The organism is Halomicrobium katesii DSM 19301 (genome assembly GCF_000379085.1).
In the GTDB taxonomy this organism is placed as follows: Archaea; Halobacteriota; Halobacteria; order Halobacteriales; family Haloarculaceae; genus Halomicrobium; species Halomicrobium katesii.
Genome location: NZ_KB905378.1, coordinates 1,289,599 through 1,303,484 on the forward strand (window position 1 = coordinate 1,289,599; position 13,886 = coordinate 1,303,484).

Below are 13,886 nucleotides of genomic sequence, written 5' to 3' on the forward strand. Positions count from 1 at the left end.
CCTTACTCGTCGTCGCCTTCTTCCTGCTGTTGCATCATCTGCTGCATCTGCTGTTGTTGCATCTGCTGGGCCTGCTGTTGCATCTTCTCGGCCTCGGTCTCGAGCTCGTCGATGTCGGATTCGAGGCCCTCGATGCGGTCGTCGATGGTGTCTTGCTTCGTTTCGAGGCTGTCGATGGCACCGGCTTCCGCGCGCTCTGCGGCGTAGCCGCCACCGAGCGAGACGATGATCTCGTCGATGTCCTGAATCTCGGCGCGGAGGTAGGCGTCGCCACCCAGCGGGACCTGCACCGTGTCGCCGCTGTCGAGCGTCTCGATGGCCTCGATGGCCTCGTCGATCTCGGTCTGCTCGTTGCGCAGGGACTCGATCTCCTCTTCGATGGCTTCCTGCTCCTGTTCGATCTGCTCGATCTCCTGCTGGATCTGCTGCATCTGGCCGCCGCCGCCACCGCCGCCACCGCCCATCATTGTGCCACCTCGCTGATCTCGACCTGCGTGCGCTTGAGGCCGTGCTCCGAGCCGAAGGCGGCGAACGTTCGGTCTCGCGCGACGTTCTCGTTCGGTGCTTCGACCGTCTTCTCGAATGGCTGGTTGCCGTCACGGGATTCGAACGTCCCGGTGACCGTAAATTCACTCATGCCTCTGGATGCGGCGGGGATAGGGAAGTATCTTCTCCTTGCGCGACAGCGAACGGGCGTCGCCGATCGATTCGCGCCCAGCGCACGGCGTTCGTCGAAACTGACGGTACGTGCGAAACGGTGTGGCCGGAGCGCCACCAAGAGAACGGCAGAGCAGATCGCCGACGGAAAGCTAGTCGATGTAGCCCAGTGCGTCTTCGATCCGACCCAGCTCCGGACCGGACGTGTCGTCGCCGACGACGTAGCCGTTGGTGTTTGCCAGCAGGCCAGAGCCCACCAGCGGTCCGCCGTAGTTGACCGTTCCAATGTCGGCGGGCACGCCAAAGAGCGCTTCGAGGGCGTCGAGCTCCGGGTCCGTCGACGTGGGGTGACAGAGGACGCCGCGGTTCGTCGCGACGGCGGCGGTCCCGACCGTCTCGACGTCTGCGAGCGTCCCTCGCTCGACCGGCACGTCGAGTGCGTCCTCGACGACCGAGACGGCTTCGTCCGAGAGGTTCGCGTGGACGTACGCACCGGTGTCGTTACAGAGCACCACGTTCCCGGCGGCGTTGATCCGGCCGGGGAGTTCGTAGACCGGGAGGTCGACGGCGTCGGTAATCCGGTCGATCTCGCGGTCGCGGACGCGACTGGAGACGAGGAGCCCGTTCTCGTTGCCGGTCGCGAGTGCGCCGACGGTGCCGGAACCGCCGACGTTGGTCGGGACGACCGGCACGTCGAGTTCGGCACCGAGTGCGTCCTGTAGCGACTGCTCGATGTCGGGGCGAACCAGCAGACAGTCGTCCGTCGCCCGTGCGAAGACACCGACGTACGACGAACCCGAGAAGGCCGCGCGGAGCAAGATTTACTCTGCAGTCTCGGCTTCCACGACGTTCTCGCCCTCTTCGTCGAATCGGGCGGCGCGTACGCGGAGCTTGCTCGGCGGGTTCGACCGACCGCGTTCCCAGATCGCTTCGTTGATCGATGGGTCGAGGCGGACGGCGTCCTCGTCGACGGCGAAGTGCTTCGCGAGGTGTTCGCGGACGATGGACATCGCCTTGTCTGCCTTCTTGTGGTTCGCTTCTGCGTCTGCGTCGCGGAGCGGAACGGTGACGACCCGTTCCTCGAAGTCGTTAGCGCTCATTATTCGTCAGTGTTGCCTCGTCGCCAGTTGCGACGCTTGTGGTTGCGCTGGACATCGCGGTCGGTCTTGAGCATGACCCACGCGGGGATGCGGCTGTTCTGGCGGTCGAGCTTTGCCAGGCGCTTCTTCTGGGCTTTCGATTTGTTGCTCATGATGTGCGTCTCTTCCGCGCCGTAGCTTAAATGTGTGTTCTTTTCGGTCAGCGTCGGTCCCACCATCGACGACCACGGCGCTGTGCAGGGAGTTATCAGAGATGGAAACTGGCCAGACAGTATTATGCTGTTGTGATCGTGATAGTATCAGCAATGAAAAGGCGGAGCTTTCTGCGTTCTACCGGCGTCGCAGTGTCGCTCGGAGCCACCGGTTGTCTGGGACTGGGTGGGGAAGCGATCGTGAGCGTTCAGGAGAGCGTCCGCGTCGAGCCCGGTAGCGGCTGGGTCGAGAAGATCCCGGACGTATCCGACACCGGCGGTGCCGTCTCGTACACGGTCCGGTCGGACGACCGACGCTTCGACGTGTATCTGTTCGTTGGCGACGACCAGTACGAGCACTACGACGCGTACGTTAAAGACGAGGAGCCCACCGAGACGCCGGCCGGCCACGAGGAGTTCAGCAAGGCCGCGGTCCCGAAGCCGGACGACCAGTCGACCTACGAGGCGTCGACCCAGAACGGCGCACGGGAGTCACTCGACGTGGCCGGCCCGTACTACTTCGTCGTCGACCACTCGAACTATCGGATGGAGAACCGCGTCGACGAGTACGGTGACCCCCTCAGCGCGTTCGTCGACCTCGAAGTCGTCAAGAATCGCATCTAGGCGACGGAGGTCGCCGAAATCGCGGCCCTCGCCGTCGTGTGGCCGACCGGCCAAATGCCGACGACCGTCCGTCTCAGACGAACGCCAGTGGCACCATCAGGAGGACGCCGGCAACCGCTCCGGTGACGAGTTCTCTCCGACCGCCATCGGGGAGGTCGCGCCCGTATTCGAGGGCTTCCGGAACGAACTCCGTGACGACGAGATACACCATCGCCCCGGCCGCGAAGCCGAAGCCGAAGGGCAGAAACTCCCGTGCCAGTCGGACGAAGGCGAAGGCGACGACCGCACCGATGGGCTGGGGCAGCGACGAGAAGACCGCCCACCACACCATCTTCCACTCGCTGATCCCGAGCGTCCGCAGCGGGATCGAGATGGCGACGCCCTCGGGGACGTTGTGGATCGAGATAGCGACGGTCATGAACACCGCGAGCACCGGGAGGCCGAGCCCGAGGACCGTGACGGTCTCAGCGCCGGCCAGCCCCAGTTCGGCGAAGCTCACGCCGACGGCGACGCCCTCCGGGAAGCTGTGGATCGTCAACACCCCGAGGATGAGGACGAGCTTCTTGAAGTCCGCTTCCTCGAACGTTTCGGGATGATGGTCGTAGGAGTCGACGACGCGGTGACCGACGACCACGAGCACGACCCCCGCCAGCAGTCCGGGTACCAGCAGGATCGACGACCCGTAGGCGAGCCCCTCCCGGACGAGTCCGAACAGCGACGCCGAGATCATGATCCCGGAAGCGACGCCCCACAGCGCGACGTTCCAGCGATCGCTGAAGTCGTCGACGACGAAAAACGGGATCGCACCGAGCCCGGTGGCCAGCGCCGTAATCAGTCCAGCGACGAAGACCAACACGAGATTCTCGACGAGAGCCATATCGGATCTTGCGGATACGACGCCATAAGACCTATCATTATCTCGATGTTTTTGGGAACCCTAAATCGGGCGGCGGTCCTAGTACACCTTCAACCGTTACGTCGTCCTTGTACTGGTGGGTCCCAGTATAATACATCGAACTGTACTAACCCCCTATTAGAGAACGTTTATACAAGATTTCGCGGAATTCAGAAACATGTCCACGGTGAAGCCATCGAATAGTGAAGGTACGTTCGTTATCGAGAGCGCAGTCAGAGACGACGGCTCGGTGACGGTCCGGGAGGCCGGCACGACCGCGACCCACCACGTCGTCGACTACGCCGACTCGCTCGTCCGCGAGAAGTTGGCGGCGCGGCCGGTCGGCACCACGGTCAGACTCGCGCTCGCGCCGGCCGACTCGGCGGGCAAAGAGTGGATCGCGACCCGGATCAAGCCGGGCGCACCACTCGGGCTGGGTCCCTGACCGGGCGGTCACGAAAGCGGCACCGACGCGATCGTCGAGTACAGCGGCCCCGCGTCGGTGTGGACGCTCTCGGTCAGTCGGATCTCCTCGACGCGGCGCGTGCCCGCAGTCGGATCGCGCTCGCGAACGAGCTCCTGGACCAGTTGCTTGTCACCGGCGTGGTTCATCCGGGCGAGCGTGACGTGTGGGGTGAACTCGTGATCGGACGGTTCGAACCCCATCGCGGTGGTCCGGTCCTCGATCGCGTCGTGGAGGCGGGTCAGCTGCTCGCTTCCGTCGTCGACGCCCAGCCACACGACAGTGATGTAGTCCAGACTCGGGAAGACGCCGAGCCCCTCGAAGCTGACGGTGAACGGACCGACGCCGCTGTCGGCGACGGCGGCGTGGAGCTCCTCGACGAGCTCGTCGACGCGGTGGGGCTCGGTCTCTCCGAGGAACTGCAGGGTGACGTGGGCCTGCTCCGGGTCGACGTGGTTCAGGCCGCTGGCGTCGACGAAGGGTTCCTGGACCGTGGCGACCGCCTCGGCCAGCCCGTCCAGTCCGACGCTGACGAACAGTCGCTTGCTCATACGGAGCGATCGGGCGTCGCTGACTTGAGTCTTCCACAACCACTATCTCGCCCGCCGCACACGAGCCGATATGGAACACGTTGCCGCCCTGCAACGGACCGTCCGCCGCTGTACGGCAGTCGTCGTGGTCGCCGTGGGACTCCTGGTCGGGGCCGTCAGTTCGGAAACCCTCCCCGTCGCCGCGCTCCTCGTCGTCGGTAGTCTCCTGTACCTCGCTGTGAGTGCCGTCTACGTTTCGCCAGACGCCGCCGAGCCCGACGCGACCGCCGCGGACGGCGAGTGACGTAGCCCTTAACCATCCTGACCGCCAACCCCGGAGTATGACTGATCCAGAGCGCGACGACCACGAGTTCTCTTCGGGGCAGGGGTTCGACGAGCCCTACGAGGGGTTCGACATCGATCCGCCCGAGCTGGCCGTCGACACGGACAAGGTCGATCCCGTCGACTCCCGAGTCGTCACCGACATCCTCGACGAGCAAAACGTCCCGACCGACGCGGTCGACGCCGAGGAACTGCTCGACGTGGGCGTCTCGTACGTCCACATCAACCGCCACGAACAGGCCGCCGAGACCTTCGAACGGGCCGCCCAGTTCGCCGACGACGAGCGGATCGAACAGGAGGCCTGGACCAACAAGGGCGCGGCCCACGCCGAGATGGAGGAGTGGGACGCCGCCATCGGTGCCTACCGGGAAGCCCTCAACGTCGAGGAAGAGAGCGACGCTGGCGGTGCCCTCGGGGACGACGCGCCGAGCGCGAGCAACGAGCACGCGGCCACGGCCGAGACGAACCTCGCGTACGCGCTGTGGGAGTCCGGGCGGACCGAACAGGCGCTCGAACACGCCGAGCGAGCGGTCGAGATCGATCCGCGGTTCGCCGAAGCCTGGTACAACCGCGGCTTCTTCCTGCTGGAGCGCGGGCTGGCCGAGGACGCCGTCGACGCCTTCGACAACGCCACCCGCCTGGGCTTTCGCAACCCCGACATCCTCGAAGAGAAGGCCCGCGCATTAGAGGAGATGGAAGAGTACGAGCGCGCCGAGAAACTGGTCGAGGAAGCCGAAGAGATGCGGGAAGAGGCCGAACAAGAACTGCTCGAATGATCCTCAACGAACGCGAGACCGACGAGGGGACGCTGGTCTCCGTGTGCGATCCCGACATCATCGGCGAGACCTTCGACGACGGCGAGATCTCGCTGACCGTCGACGAGGGGTTCTACGACGGCGAGGAAGTCGACGAGCAGACCGTCCTCGACAGCCTCTCGCAGTGTACCGTCGCCAATCTCGTGGGCACCGAGACCGTCACGCTGGCAGTCGAACACGGGTTCATCGACGAGGAGAACGTGCTGGACATCGACGGGACGCGGCACGCACAGCTGCTCTGGATGTGACGGGACAGGGATCGTCGAGTGGGTGGCCGGCGGCGGCTCGTACTGCCGGCCGTCCGTCTGGGCGGCATCTCGCGTCCGGAGTCGCGGACGCCTCGAAACAGTGCGAACCGGCAGCACAACGTGGCAACGAACCGACGAACCGAAGGAAAGTTCCCCGTCGGGGCCTACGCTGTAAGTAATGAGTCACAGTGAGACAGAGGCCCTCGACGTCGAGTCCATCCGGGACGAGTTCCCGATCCTCGACCGGGAGTTCGACGGAACGCCGCTCGTGTACCTCGACAACGCGGCGACGAGCCAGACGCCGGATCAGGTCATCGACTCGATCAGTCACTACTACCGACACTACAACGCCAACGTCCACCGCGGCCTCCACCAGCTGAGTCAGGAGGCCTCGATCGCCTACGAGGAGGCCCACGACCGGGTCGCGGAGTTCATCGGGGCGAGCGGCGGGCGCAAAGAGGTCGTGTTCACGAAGAACACGACGGAGTCGATGAACACGGTCGCCTACGCGTGGGGGCTCGCCGAGCTGGGCCCCGGCGACGAGGTCGTCCTCACGGAGATGGAACACCACGCCGCGCTCGTGACCTGGCAACAGATCGCCAAGAAGACCGGCGCGACGGTGAAGTTCGTGGAGGTCGACGAGGACGGACGCCTCGACATGGACCACGCTCGCGAGCTGATCACCGACGACACCGAGATGGTCAGCGTCGTCCACGTCTCGAACACGCTGGGGACCGTCAACCCCGTCTCCGAGCTGGCCGACATCGCCCACGACCACGACTCGCTGATCTTCGTCGACGGGGCGCAGTCGGTGCCACACATGCCCGTCGACGTGGAGGCCATCGACGCGGACTTCTTCGCCTTTTCGGGCCACAAGATGTGCGGGCCGACCGGCGTCGGCGTCCTCTACGGCAAAGAGCACCTGCTCGACGCGATGCAGCCGTACCTCTACGGGGGAATGATGATCGAGAAGGTGACCTTCGAGGACTCGACGTGGCACGAACTCCCCTGGAAGTTCGAGGCCGGCACGCCGGTCATCAGCGAGGGGATCGCGCTCGCCGAGGCCTGTGACTACCTCGATTCGATCGGGATGGAGCGCGTCCACCGCCACGGCACGGAACTGGCGGCGTACGCCTACGATCGCCTCCAGGAGTTCGACGACATCGAGATTCTGGGGCCGGGCGGAGACGAACGGGCCGCGCTGGTCTCGTTCGACATGGACGACGTCCACGCCCACGACGTTTCGGAAATTCTCAACGCCAACGGCGTCGCCGTCCGCGCGGGCGATCACTGCACGCAGCCGCTACACGACAAGCTCGGCGTCTCCGCGTCGACGCGGGCTTCGTTCTACATCTACAACACTCGCGAGGAAGTGGACGCGCTGGTCGACGCACTCGATCAGGCCCGCGAGCTGTTCGCGTAGCGGACGAGCATCCGCGCCATAGGCGCGGTTCACCGGTCCGACTGCAGGAGATCCGGCGTTTTTCGCCCACGTTTTTGCGCAAGCGGTTCGCGAGTACAGCGAGCGAACCCGCAGAGCAAAAAGGTGGTCTCGCAACACTCGCGAGGAAGTGGACGCGCTGGTCGACGCACTCGATCAGGCCCGCGAGCTGTTCGCGTAGCGAGGGCCACTCCCACGAGTCGTGGTCCTGCGGGCGAGATGACGCGATCCGTGGGCGAAGGCGGCGGCCGCCGACCCGAGGGCGGCGTCAGCCGTCGTCACCGGGCTGGTGGCGCTCTCGGGCGACGTACTGCCACTCGTCCCGGCCAAGGTCGTCGGTGCCGTTCGAGTAGGCGAGCTGGTCGTACAGCCCGTTGTAGTTCATGACGCTGTCGTACTCCTCGGTGGAGTACGTCTTGCTGTCGACGCCTTCGGCTCGGCCGTCGAGGCCGAAGGCGTGTCCCAGTTCGTGCATGAACAGCGACGCGGTGAGTTTCGGCGCGTCGAAGGTCTGCATCGCGACGATGCCGGGGCGGCCGGCACCGACGTAGCGGGGCTGTCCGTCGTAGGCCACGTCGTCGGCCAGGACGACGTAGTAGTACGCCGAGCCGCTGGCGTCGAAGTGGTCCTCGCGGAAGTCGTACATGTCGTCGCGCGGTCCGGGCCTGTCGGTAGAGTAGACGGTGGCGTTGCTTTCGAGCCCCCGGTCGTCGACGAGGACGTGTATATCGATCCCCGACTCACCGCTCGGGTTCTCGACTGGGGCGTCCGCGAACGTCCGCTCGATCAGGTCGACGGCGGCCTCGCTCAACCGATTCTCGCCGGTCGCGTCGACCTCGACGTAGATGTCGTGTTCGAGCGGGTCGGCGTCGGGGTACAGCGGGTCGTCGACCTCGGCACCGTCCGGGATACCGTCACCGTCCGTGTCGGGATCTGTCGGGTCCGCTCCCAAGCTGCGTTCCCGCTCGTCGATCAGCCCGTCGGCGTCGGTGTCCGTCGCGTTCACCGACGCGGTCGAACCGTCGGGCTCGGTGGTACCGCCGACGCGCTGTCGTCGAATCGCGGCTCCGTCGGTTTCGGCGTCGTCGGCGTCGACCAGCCGCTCGGCCACTGTCGCGCCGCCGGCAGGGCGGACCTGCGTCTCGTCGTCGCTGACCGACACCGCCAGTGTGCCGCTGGCGACCGCTGCGACGACCAGCAGGGCGGTGACGACGTGGATCGGACCCACGCTCACGGCGTCGACGGGCGCGGCGAGTCGACCGCGACCGCCTCGTGGCCGGCTAGCCATCGCTCTCCCCCAGGTGGCTATCAGAACCGATACTGGTGCCCGAGACGGCGTGGTTCGACCACCGACGGCGAACGGGTCCTGTCGCCGCCCAAGCGAGTGAGCGGGCCGACAGAGCGATATGCATACGAATAGGAGGAGGAGACTACCGGGACATAAGACACGCCATCGAATTATCGGAGCTGATACTGCATCGCTCCGAGCGTCCCGAGCGGGTGGGCACGGCGCGGCGAGTGGCGCTACTTTTTTCCCGGGTGTCGTAAATCACACAGTATGAGCCTGAGTGAGCGGTTGCGGCGCAGTTTCGTCGCCGGCCTGATCCTCCTCGCGCCGCTGGTCGTGACCGTCTACGTAATACGGACACTCGCCAACTGGACGCTCCAGCTCGTGGAACCGATCGTCGCCAGTACGCGACTGGCGAGCTACACCGGCGACGACCAGCTGCTGGCCCAGTTCGTCGCGATCGGTGCCGTCCTCGTCGCGGTGGTCGTGCTCGGCTCGCTCGCACAGCGCAACGTCGGTCGACAGCTGTTCGGCAACGTGGGGCGGATCGTCAACGTCGTGCCGCTCGTGAACACGATCTACACCAGCGTCCGGCAGGTCGCCAACTCGCTCGTCGACCGCGACGAGGCCTACGAGAGCGTCGTCCTCGTGGAGTACCCCCGCGAGGGGATCTACTCGATCGGTCTCGTCACCGGCGACAGCCCGGTCGACGTAGACGCCTTCGGCGGGAAATCGGTGTACAACGTCTACTTCCCGAACAGCCCGAATCCCACCGGCGGGCGTCTCGCGCTCGTCCCCGAGAGCGATCTCCACGAGACGGACATGAGCGTCAAGGCCGGGCTGGGCCTGCCCGTGACGACCGGCGTCACCGAAGACGGCGAGCCGAAGTCGGTTCCGGCGACGCCGAACGACGACCCCGTCGTCGGCCAGCGTGACACGAACACCAGATGAGAACTGCAACCACGGACACGTGAGCCGGGAGAGGCTCGATCTCGTGACCGATCGCTGGCTGGTGCAGTGTGGCCGTTTCGGCACGCGTTTCGATGCCGACTAGTAGCGTCGGCGGCTTGCTCCGGGTATGACCGCGTTCGATCCCGAAAAGTTCGAGGACAAGTACGAACACTACTTCACAGAGCTACAGAAGGCCTACAAGCAGGCCTTCGAGGTGATGAACGACCGCTACGACTCGGAGCTGATCCACGCCATCGACCAGCAGATCCTCAACGAGTCCGAACCGGTCTACGAAGGTGACGGCGAGTTCGGGATCGACCTCCCGGAGGACCCGACCGAACGCCTGACCGCGATCGTCGTCGACGACGAGAAGCTGGAGACCGTCCTGGAGCGCTACGTCGAGGAACTGGAGTCCCAGCATCGGACGATCTTCGGATTCGAGGAGTAGCGAGACGCCGACCGAAGTGCGGTCTCGAAAACGCGAGCGGAGGGCGACCCGCGGGAGAGCGGGCGGTGACACTCCCGCTCGCCGCTTCCGAGGGCCGTGACTCACTCCGTTCGTCACGCCCCTCGCGCGCATCCGGAAAATCCATACCCGTCGCTGGCCAACGACGATTCGATGGACGCACCGCTGTGGACCGAGAAACACGCCCCATCGCTCGCAGACATCCCCCAGCCACAGGCTCGCGAGCACCTCCAGGGCGCGATCGAGGAGCCGATGAACCTCCTCGTTCACGGACCGATCGGGGCGGGCAAGACCGCGGCCGTGCGGGCGCTGGCCGAGGAGACCCACGAGAACCCCGACGCCGACCTCGTCGAGATCAACGTCGCCGACGTGTTCGATCTGAGCAAGAAGGAAGTCGCCAACGACCCCCGGTTCTCGTCGTTTATCGACTCGAAGCGCCGACGTGACTCCTCGAAGGCGGACCTGATCAACCACGTCCTCAAGGAGTCGGCGAGCTACACGCCGATGTCGGGCTCGTACAAGACGATCCTGCTGGACAACGCCGAAGGGATGCGAAAGGACTTCCAGCAGGCGCTGCGTCGCGTGATGGAGCAGTACTACGAGGCGACGCAGTTCGTGATCGCGACGCGCCAGCCCTCCCAGCTCATTCCGCCGATCCGCTCGCGGTGTTTCCCGATCGTGATGCGTGCGCCGACCCACGAGGAGACCGTCGGCGCGCTCGAACGAGTCGTCGAGAGGGAGGGCGTCGACTACGACGCGGACGGCCTGGAGTACGTCGCGGGCTACGCCGACGGCGACCTCCGCCAGGCGGTGCTGGCCGCCCAGACAACCGACGAACAGGCGGGCGAGATCACCATGAACACCGCCTACGAGGCCCTCAACGCCGTCGAGGCCGACGACCAGGTCGAGTCGATGATCGCGGCCGCCGAGGCCGGCGAATTCACCGACGCGCGTGCGACCCTCGACGATCTGCTCGTCGACGAGGGCCACAGCGGCGGGGACGTGCTCGAAGACGTACTCGCGGTCGTTCGGGCTCGCTACTCGGGCGATCGCGTCGCCGAGATCCATCGGATCGCCGGCCGGATCGACGCCGACCTCGTCGAGGGGACGAGCGACCGGATCCACGTCTCGCATCTGCTGGCCGAGATCGGCGAACTGACACAGACAGAGGGGTGAGCGGCGGTGGCCCGCCGGGAGACCGAACCCATCGGCGTGTATCGTGCACCCAAAAGCAACCGAAGTTTTACACTATCAGCAACACTTTTCATCTGAGTATTAGTAGTATCCGGTGATATGAGCCAGATGTCAGCCGGTGCCAGCACCGTCCAGCTCTGCATGCGACGGTTCGCGCCGGACGCGGCCCAGCAACGCCAACGGGAGGTGGTCGCACGGCTGGAAGCGCTGTCCGACCGAGGGCTCGTCGAGGAGGTGACCCGCGAGTGGTGGAGCACGCGCGTCTGTACGCCGGGGACAGACGACAGCGAGAGATCTTCCTGTCCGATAATCGTCGAGGAACTGCTCGACGCCGCCGATGGAACGTCGATCTCGTTGCAGCCCGCCTTCCATCGCGCGACGGGCCACGAGACCGCGGACTCGGACGTGCTCTACCTCCCGGTGATCTGTCTGGTCGTGCGCGAGGACGGCGAAGTCGCGGGGATCTATCCGGCCTGTGACGGCCAGACCCACCACCGCGTCGAGGACGCACTCGACCGGATCGAGTCCGGCGAGGGCGTCTCGAACCTCTAAATAGCGGGCCACGGCGGCGGCCGGTATCGGCCACCCGTGGCTCGACATGGGAAGCTTCCTTAGGATCGAAGCAGTAGCTACGGTCATGAAACGAGAGCCGCCACAGACCGAAGAGGGCTGGTACGTGTTGCACGACCTGCGCCACGTCGACTGGGACGCCTGGCGGGCGGCCCCCGAACGGGACCGCGACCGAGCGCTGACCGACGGGATCGACTATCTGGAGTACTTCGAGGCCGTCGAGGACAGTTCAGAGGGGCAGTCGGCGGTCTACACCGTGCTGGGCGACAAGGCCGATCTCATGATCCTGCACCTGCGGCCGACGATGGCCGACCTGGACGCCGCCGAGCGGCAGTTCGAGCAGACCGAGTTCGCCCGCTACACCGAGCAGGCCACCTCCTACGTCTCCGTGACGGAGGCCTCGGGCTACACCGAGAAGGCCCGCGAGTACTTCGATGGCGAGGTCGACGACGACTCCGGGCTGGCACAGTACATCCAGGCCCGTCTGCACCCCGACGTCCCCGACGAGGAGTTCGTCTGCTTCTACCCGATGAGCAAGCGTCGCGAGCCGGACCAGAACTGGTACGACCTGCCCTTCGCCGAGCGGGCCGAACACATCAAACGGCACGGCGACATCGGCCGTCAGTACGGCGGCAAGGTCGAGCAGATGATCGCCGGCTCGATCGGCTTCGACGACCACGAGTGGGGGATCACGCTCTGGAGCGACGACATGACCCACGTCAAGGACCTGCTGACTCAGATGCGCTTCGATCCCTCGACCTCGAAGTTCGCCGACTTCGGGCGCTTCTACGTCGGTCGCCGCTTCGCGCCGTCGGACCTGCCGGCGGTGATGAACGGCCAGCGCGTCCCGACCGAAGACACGAACGCATCGGGAGCGACGACCGACGGACGCACCCAGCCCACCGACGGAGCCCATCCCGGTACCCGCGAGACCGCGACGGCCGGCCAGTCCGGCGACGCGGGCAGTCACGGCGGCGTCCATCCGGGCAGTTCCGCCGAGGGCGACCACCCCCACGACGGCGGCGACATGGCCAGCCGAGACGGGGAAGCCGACGAGGCCAGCGAGAGCGGCGACGGCCACCCCGCTGGCGGCGGCCGTCCAGACCCCGGTGACGCGTCCTACGAGGAGACCGACGACCTCGCGCAGCGCCTCGCCACGATGGGGCTGTCCGAGGGCGAGGACTACGACGCTGGCGACTACGGACTGCTGTTCTACTCGGAGAGCGACGCCGAGGCACTGGCCGACGAAGTCGCAGATCTCCGGGAGAGCTTCGACCACTACGACCGCCACGTCGCGACGACCGTGCGCGCCCAGAGCGGCCGGGCGGCCGTCGTGAGCATCTGGACCGCACGGGAAGCCGCCGAGACCGCCGCCGGGTTCCTGGGCGACGTGTCCGGGGTCAGCGACACCTACGGGGGCCACCTCGGCGAGGGAGCCGCCGACGAGCCCGAGCCGACGACGGCGAACTCCAGCGAGGAGATCCAGCAGCAACTTGCCGACGCGAACGTCTACGCCGGACAGCCGAACGGAGAGGACGTGTTCGCGCTGGTGCTGTACTCCGAGGCCGACCCCGAGACGCTGTCTACCGAAGTGGCCGAGCTCACGGAGAGCTTCGATCACTACGACACACACGAGGGTACTGCGGTCTACGAGGCCGGCGAGCCCCTCGACGCCGCGACGGCGGACGCCGACCAGCCCCGAGCGGCCGTCGTCAGCCTCTGGGAGACCCAGAGCGCCGCCGACACGGCGAGTGGCTTCCTCACCGACCTCCCGGAGATCGTCGGCCGTCCCGACGAGGGCGACGGCTTCGGCACGATGGGGATGTTCTACACCGTCGAGCCGGACCACCGCGAGGAGTTCGTCGAGACCTTCGACGAGGTCGGCGAGCTACTCGACGAGATGGACGGCCACCGAGAGACGACGCTGCTGGCGAACCGCGACGACGAGAACGACATGTTCATCGCGAGCCAGTGGGACGGCAAGGAAGACGCGATGGCGTTCTTCCGGTCGGACGAGTTCGCCGAGACCGTCCAGTGGGGCCGAACGGTGCTCGCAGACCGTCCTCGGCACGTCTTTCTCGCCTGAGAACGGCCACGAGTGACACGAGTGG

At 66.0% G+C, this 13,886-nt stretch carries 19 protein-coding genes; 11 read left to right on the top strand and 8 right to left on the bottom strand.

The window, feature by feature from the left end:
- Nucleotides 1–2: 2 nt before the first annotated feature.
- The 5 genes from pfdA to HALKA_RS0106915 all read right to left on the bottom strand — a co-directional run bounded on the left by pfdA (nucleotide 3) and on the right by HALKA_RS0106915 (nucleotide 1,909).
- The gene (gene pfdA, locus HALKA_RS0106895) at nucleotides 3–467 is read right to left on the bottom strand and encodes a prefoldin subunit alpha (RefSeq protein WP_026190194.1); all 465 of its coding nucleotides are present in this window, start codon (nucleotides 465–467) and stop codon (nucleotides 3–5) included.
- Nucleotides 464–637 carry a 50S ribosomal protein L18Ae gene (gene rpl18a, locus HALKA_RS0106900; RefSeq protein WP_018257294.1) on the bottom strand — a complete coding sequence of 58 codons (174 nt, stop codon included), beginning with the start codon at nucleotides 635–637 and terminating at the stop codon, nucleotides 464–466. The genes pfdA and rpl18a overlap by 4 nt, the downstream gene beginning before the upstream one ends.
- Nucleotides 638–809: 172 nt before the next feature.
- Entirely contained in the window at nucleotides 810–1,475 is a 666-nt protein-coding gene (locus HALKA_RS0106905; RefSeq protein WP_018257295.1) for a translation initiation factor IF-6, read from the bottom strand.
- Between the two features lie 3 nt (nucleotides 1,476–1,478).
- The gene (locus HALKA_RS0106910; protein ID WP_015762201.1) at nucleotides 1,479–1,757 is read right to left on the bottom strand and encodes a 50S ribosomal protein L31e; all 279 of its coding nucleotides are present in this window, start codon (nucleotides 1,755–1,757) and stop codon (nucleotides 1,479–1,481) included.
- Nucleotides 1,757–1,909 carry a 50S ribosomal protein L39e gene (locus tag HALKA_RS0106915; RefSeq protein WP_015762202.1) on the bottom strand — a complete coding sequence of 51 codons (153 nt, stop codon included), beginning with the start codon at nucleotides 1,907–1,909 and terminating at the stop codon, nucleotides 1,757–1,759. Before HALKA_RS0106915 ends, HALKA_RS0106910 begins: the two co-directional genes overlap by 1 nt.
- A gap of 153 nt (nucleotides 1,910–2,062) precedes the next feature.
- On the opposite strand from HALKA_RS0106915, the gene HALKA_RS0106920 reads away from it, so the two are divergent.
- Complete coding sequence (locus HALKA_RS0106920; RefSeq protein WP_080505803.1) at nucleotides 2,063–2,572, top strand: hypothetical protein; 510 nt, start codon at nucleotides 2,063–2,065, stop codon at nucleotides 2,570–2,572.
- A gap of 73 nt (nucleotides 2,573–2,645) precedes the next feature.
- Here HALKA_RS0106920 and HALKA_RS0106925 read toward each other — a convergent pair whose 3' ends face one another.
- Nucleotides 2,646–3,449, bottom strand: coding sequence for a ZIP family metal transporter (locus HALKA_RS0106925; RefSeq protein WP_018257298.1), 804 nt, complete (start codon nucleotides 3,447–3,449; stop codon nucleotides 2,646–2,648).
- A gap of 196 nt (nucleotides 3,450–3,645) precedes the next feature.
- Here HALKA_RS0106925 and HALKA_RS0106930 point away from each other — a divergent pair, with 196 nt between their 5' ends.
- The gene (locus tag HALKA_RS0106930; protein ID WP_018257299.1) at nucleotides 3,646–3,912 is read left to right on the top strand and encodes a DUF7999 family protein; all 267 of its coding nucleotides are present in this window, start codon (nucleotides 3,646–3,648) and stop codon (nucleotides 3,910–3,912) included.
- Between the two features lie 8 nt (nucleotides 3,913–3,920).
- On the opposite strand, the gene thpR is transcribed toward HALKA_RS0106930, so the two are convergent.
- Nucleotides 3,921–4,481, bottom strand: coding sequence for an RNA 2',3'-cyclic phosphodiesterase (gene thpR, locus HALKA_RS0106935; RefSeq protein ID WP_018257300.1), 561 nt, complete (start codon nucleotides 4,479–4,481; stop codon nucleotides 3,921–3,923).
- A 70-nt stretch (nucleotides 4,482–4,551) separates the two neighbouring features.
- Here thpR and HALKA_RS0106940 point away from each other — a divergent pair, with 70 nt between their 5' ends.
- From HALKA_RS0106940 to HALKA_RS0106955, 4 genes are all read left to right on the top strand, one after another.
- Nucleotides 4,552–4,764, top strand: coding sequence for a hypothetical protein (locus HALKA_RS0106940; RefSeq protein ID WP_018257301.1), 213 nt, complete (start codon nucleotides 4,552–4,554; stop codon nucleotides 4,762–4,764).
- Nucleotides 4,765–4,801: 37 nt separating this feature from the next.
- Nucleotides 4,802–5,578 carry a tetratricopeptide repeat protein gene (locus tag HALKA_RS0106945; RefSeq protein ID WP_018257302.1) on the top strand — a complete coding sequence of 259 codons (777 nt, stop codon included), beginning with the start codon at nucleotides 4,802–4,804 and terminating at the stop codon, nucleotides 5,576–5,578.
- Nucleotides 5,575–5,865, top strand: a complete 291-nt coding sequence (locus HALKA_RS0106950) for a DUF424 domain-containing protein (RefSeq protein ID WP_015762209.1) — start codon at nucleotides 5,575–5,577, stop codon at nucleotides 5,863–5,865. The genes HALKA_RS0106945 and HALKA_RS0106950 overlap by 4 nt, the downstream gene beginning before the upstream one ends.
- 178 nt (nucleotides 5,866–6,043) lie before the next feature.
- Nucleotides 6,044–7,288, top strand: coding sequence for an aminotransferase class V-fold PLP-dependent enzyme (locus tag HALKA_RS0106955; protein WP_018257303.1), 1,245 nt, complete (start codon nucleotides 6,044–6,046; stop codon nucleotides 7,286–7,288).
- A 286-nt stretch (nucleotides 7,289–7,574) separates the two neighbouring features.
- On the opposite strand, the gene HALKA_RS19305 is transcribed toward HALKA_RS0106955, so the two are convergent.
- Entirely contained in the window at nucleotides 7,575–8,594 is a 1,020-nt protein-coding gene (locus HALKA_RS19305; RefSeq protein WP_018257304.1) for a zinc metalloprotease, read from the bottom strand.
- Between the two features lie 270 nt (nucleotides 8,595–8,864).
- Between HALKA_RS19305 and HALKA_RS0106965 the strand changes: the two genes are divergently transcribed.
- The 5 genes from HALKA_RS0106965 (at nucleotide 8,865) to HALKA_RS0106985 (ending at nucleotide 13,861) form a co-directional block, all read left to right on the top strand.
- Complete coding sequence (locus tag HALKA_RS0106965; RefSeq protein WP_018257305.1) at nucleotides 8,865–9,545, top strand: DUF502 domain-containing protein; 681 nt, start codon at nucleotides 8,865–8,867, stop codon at nucleotides 9,543–9,545.
- 127 nt (nucleotides 9,546–9,672) lie between these two features.
- Nucleotides 9,673–9,993 (top strand): DUF5783 family protein, encoded by a 321-nt coding sequence (locus HALKA_RS0106970; protein WP_015762214.1) that lies wholly within the window; start codon nucleotides 9,673–9,675, stop codon nucleotides 9,991–9,993.
- Nucleotides 9,994–10,164: 171 nt separating this feature from the next.
- Nucleotides 10,165–11,187 (top strand): AAA family ATPase, encoded by a 1,023-nt coding sequence (locus HALKA_RS0106975; protein WP_018257306.1) that lies wholly within the window; start codon nucleotides 10,165–10,167, stop codon nucleotides 11,185–11,187.
- A gap of 117 nt (nucleotides 11,188–11,304) precedes the next feature.
- Nucleotides 11,305–11,757: an HTH domain-containing protein gene (locus HALKA_RS0106980; protein WP_018257307.1), complete on the top strand. Its 453-nt coding sequence runs from the start codon at nucleotides 11,305–11,307 to the stop codon at nucleotides 11,755–11,757.
- 85 nt (nucleotides 11,758–11,842) lie between these two features.
- Nucleotides 11,843–13,861: a heme-binding protein gene (locus HALKA_RS0106985; protein WP_018257308.1), complete on the top strand. Its 2,019-nt coding sequence runs from the start codon at nucleotides 11,843–11,845 to the stop codon at nucleotides 13,859–13,861.
- Nucleotides 13,862–13,886: the final 25 nt, after the last annotated feature.

Coding starts and splice junctions, on each gene's coding strand:
- HALKA_RS0106985 (WP_018257308.1), top strand. CDS start 11,843: ATGAAACGAGAGCCGCCACAGACCGAAGAGGGCTGGTACGTGTTGCAC.
- HALKA_RS0106945 (WP_018257302.1), top strand. CDS start 4,802: ATGACTGATCCAGAGCGCGACGACCACGAGTTCTCTTCGGGGCAGGGG.
- rpl18a (WP_018257294.1), bottom strand. CDS start 637: ATGAGTGAATTTACGGTCACCGGGACGTTCGAATCCCGTGACGGCAAC.
- HALKA_RS0106920 (WP_080505803.1), top strand. CDS start 2,063: ATGAAAAGGCGGAGCTTTCTGCGTTCTACCGGCGTCGCAGTGTCGCTC.
- HALKA_RS0106970 (WP_015762214.1), top strand. CDS start 9,673: ATGACCGCGTTCGATCCCGAAAAGTTCGAGGACAAGTACGAACACTAC.
- HALKA_RS0106965 (WP_018257305.1), top strand. CDS start 8,865: ATGAGCCTGAGTGAGCGGTTGCGGCGCAGTTTCGTCGCCGGCCTGATC.
- HALKA_RS0106980 (WP_018257307.1), top strand. CDS start 11,305: ATGAGCCAGATGTCAGCCGGTGCCAGCACCGTCCAGCTCTGCATGCGA.
- thpR (WP_018257300.1), bottom strand. CDS start 4,481: ATGAGCAAGCGACTGTTCGTCAGCGTCGGACTGGACGGGCTGGCCGAG.
- pfdA (WP_026190194.1), bottom strand. CDS start 467: ATGATGGGCGGTGGCGGCGGTGGCGGCGGCGGCCAGATGCAGCAGATC.
- HALKA_RS0106925 (WP_018257298.1), bottom strand. CDS start 3,449: ATGGCTCTCGTCGAGAATCTCGTGTTGGTCTTCGTCGCTGGACTGATT.
- HALKA_RS0106940 (WP_018257301.1), top strand. CDS start 4,552: ATGGAACACGTTGCCGCCCTGCAACGGACCGTCCGCCGCTGTACGGCA.
- HALKA_RS19305 (WP_018257304.1), bottom strand. CDS start 8,594: ATGGCTAGCCGGCCACGAGGCGGTCGCGGTCGACTCGCCGCGCCCGTC.
- HALKA_RS0106930 (WP_018257299.1), top strand. CDS start 3,646: ATGTCCACGGTGAAGCCATCGAATAGTGAAGGTACGTTCGTTATCGAG.
- HALKA_RS0106955 (WP_018257303.1), top strand. CDS start 6,044: ATGAGTCACAGTGAGACAGAGGCCCTCGACGTCGAGTCCATCCGGGAC.
- HALKA_RS0106950 (WP_015762209.1), top strand. CDS start 5,575: ATGATCCTCAACGAACGCGAGACCGACGAGGGGACGCTGGTCTCCGTG.
- HALKA_RS0106915 (WP_015762202.1), bottom strand. CDS start 1,909: ATGAGCAACAAATCGAAAGCCCAGAAGAAGCGCCTGGCAAAGCTCGAC.
- HALKA_RS0106910 (WP_015762201.1), bottom strand. CDS start 1,757: ATGAGCGCTAACGACTTCGAGGAACGGGTCGTCACCGTTCCGCTCCGC.
- HALKA_RS0106975 (WP_018257306.1), top strand. CDS start 10,165: ATGGACGCACCGCTGTGGACCGAGAAACACGCCCCATCGCTCGCAGAC.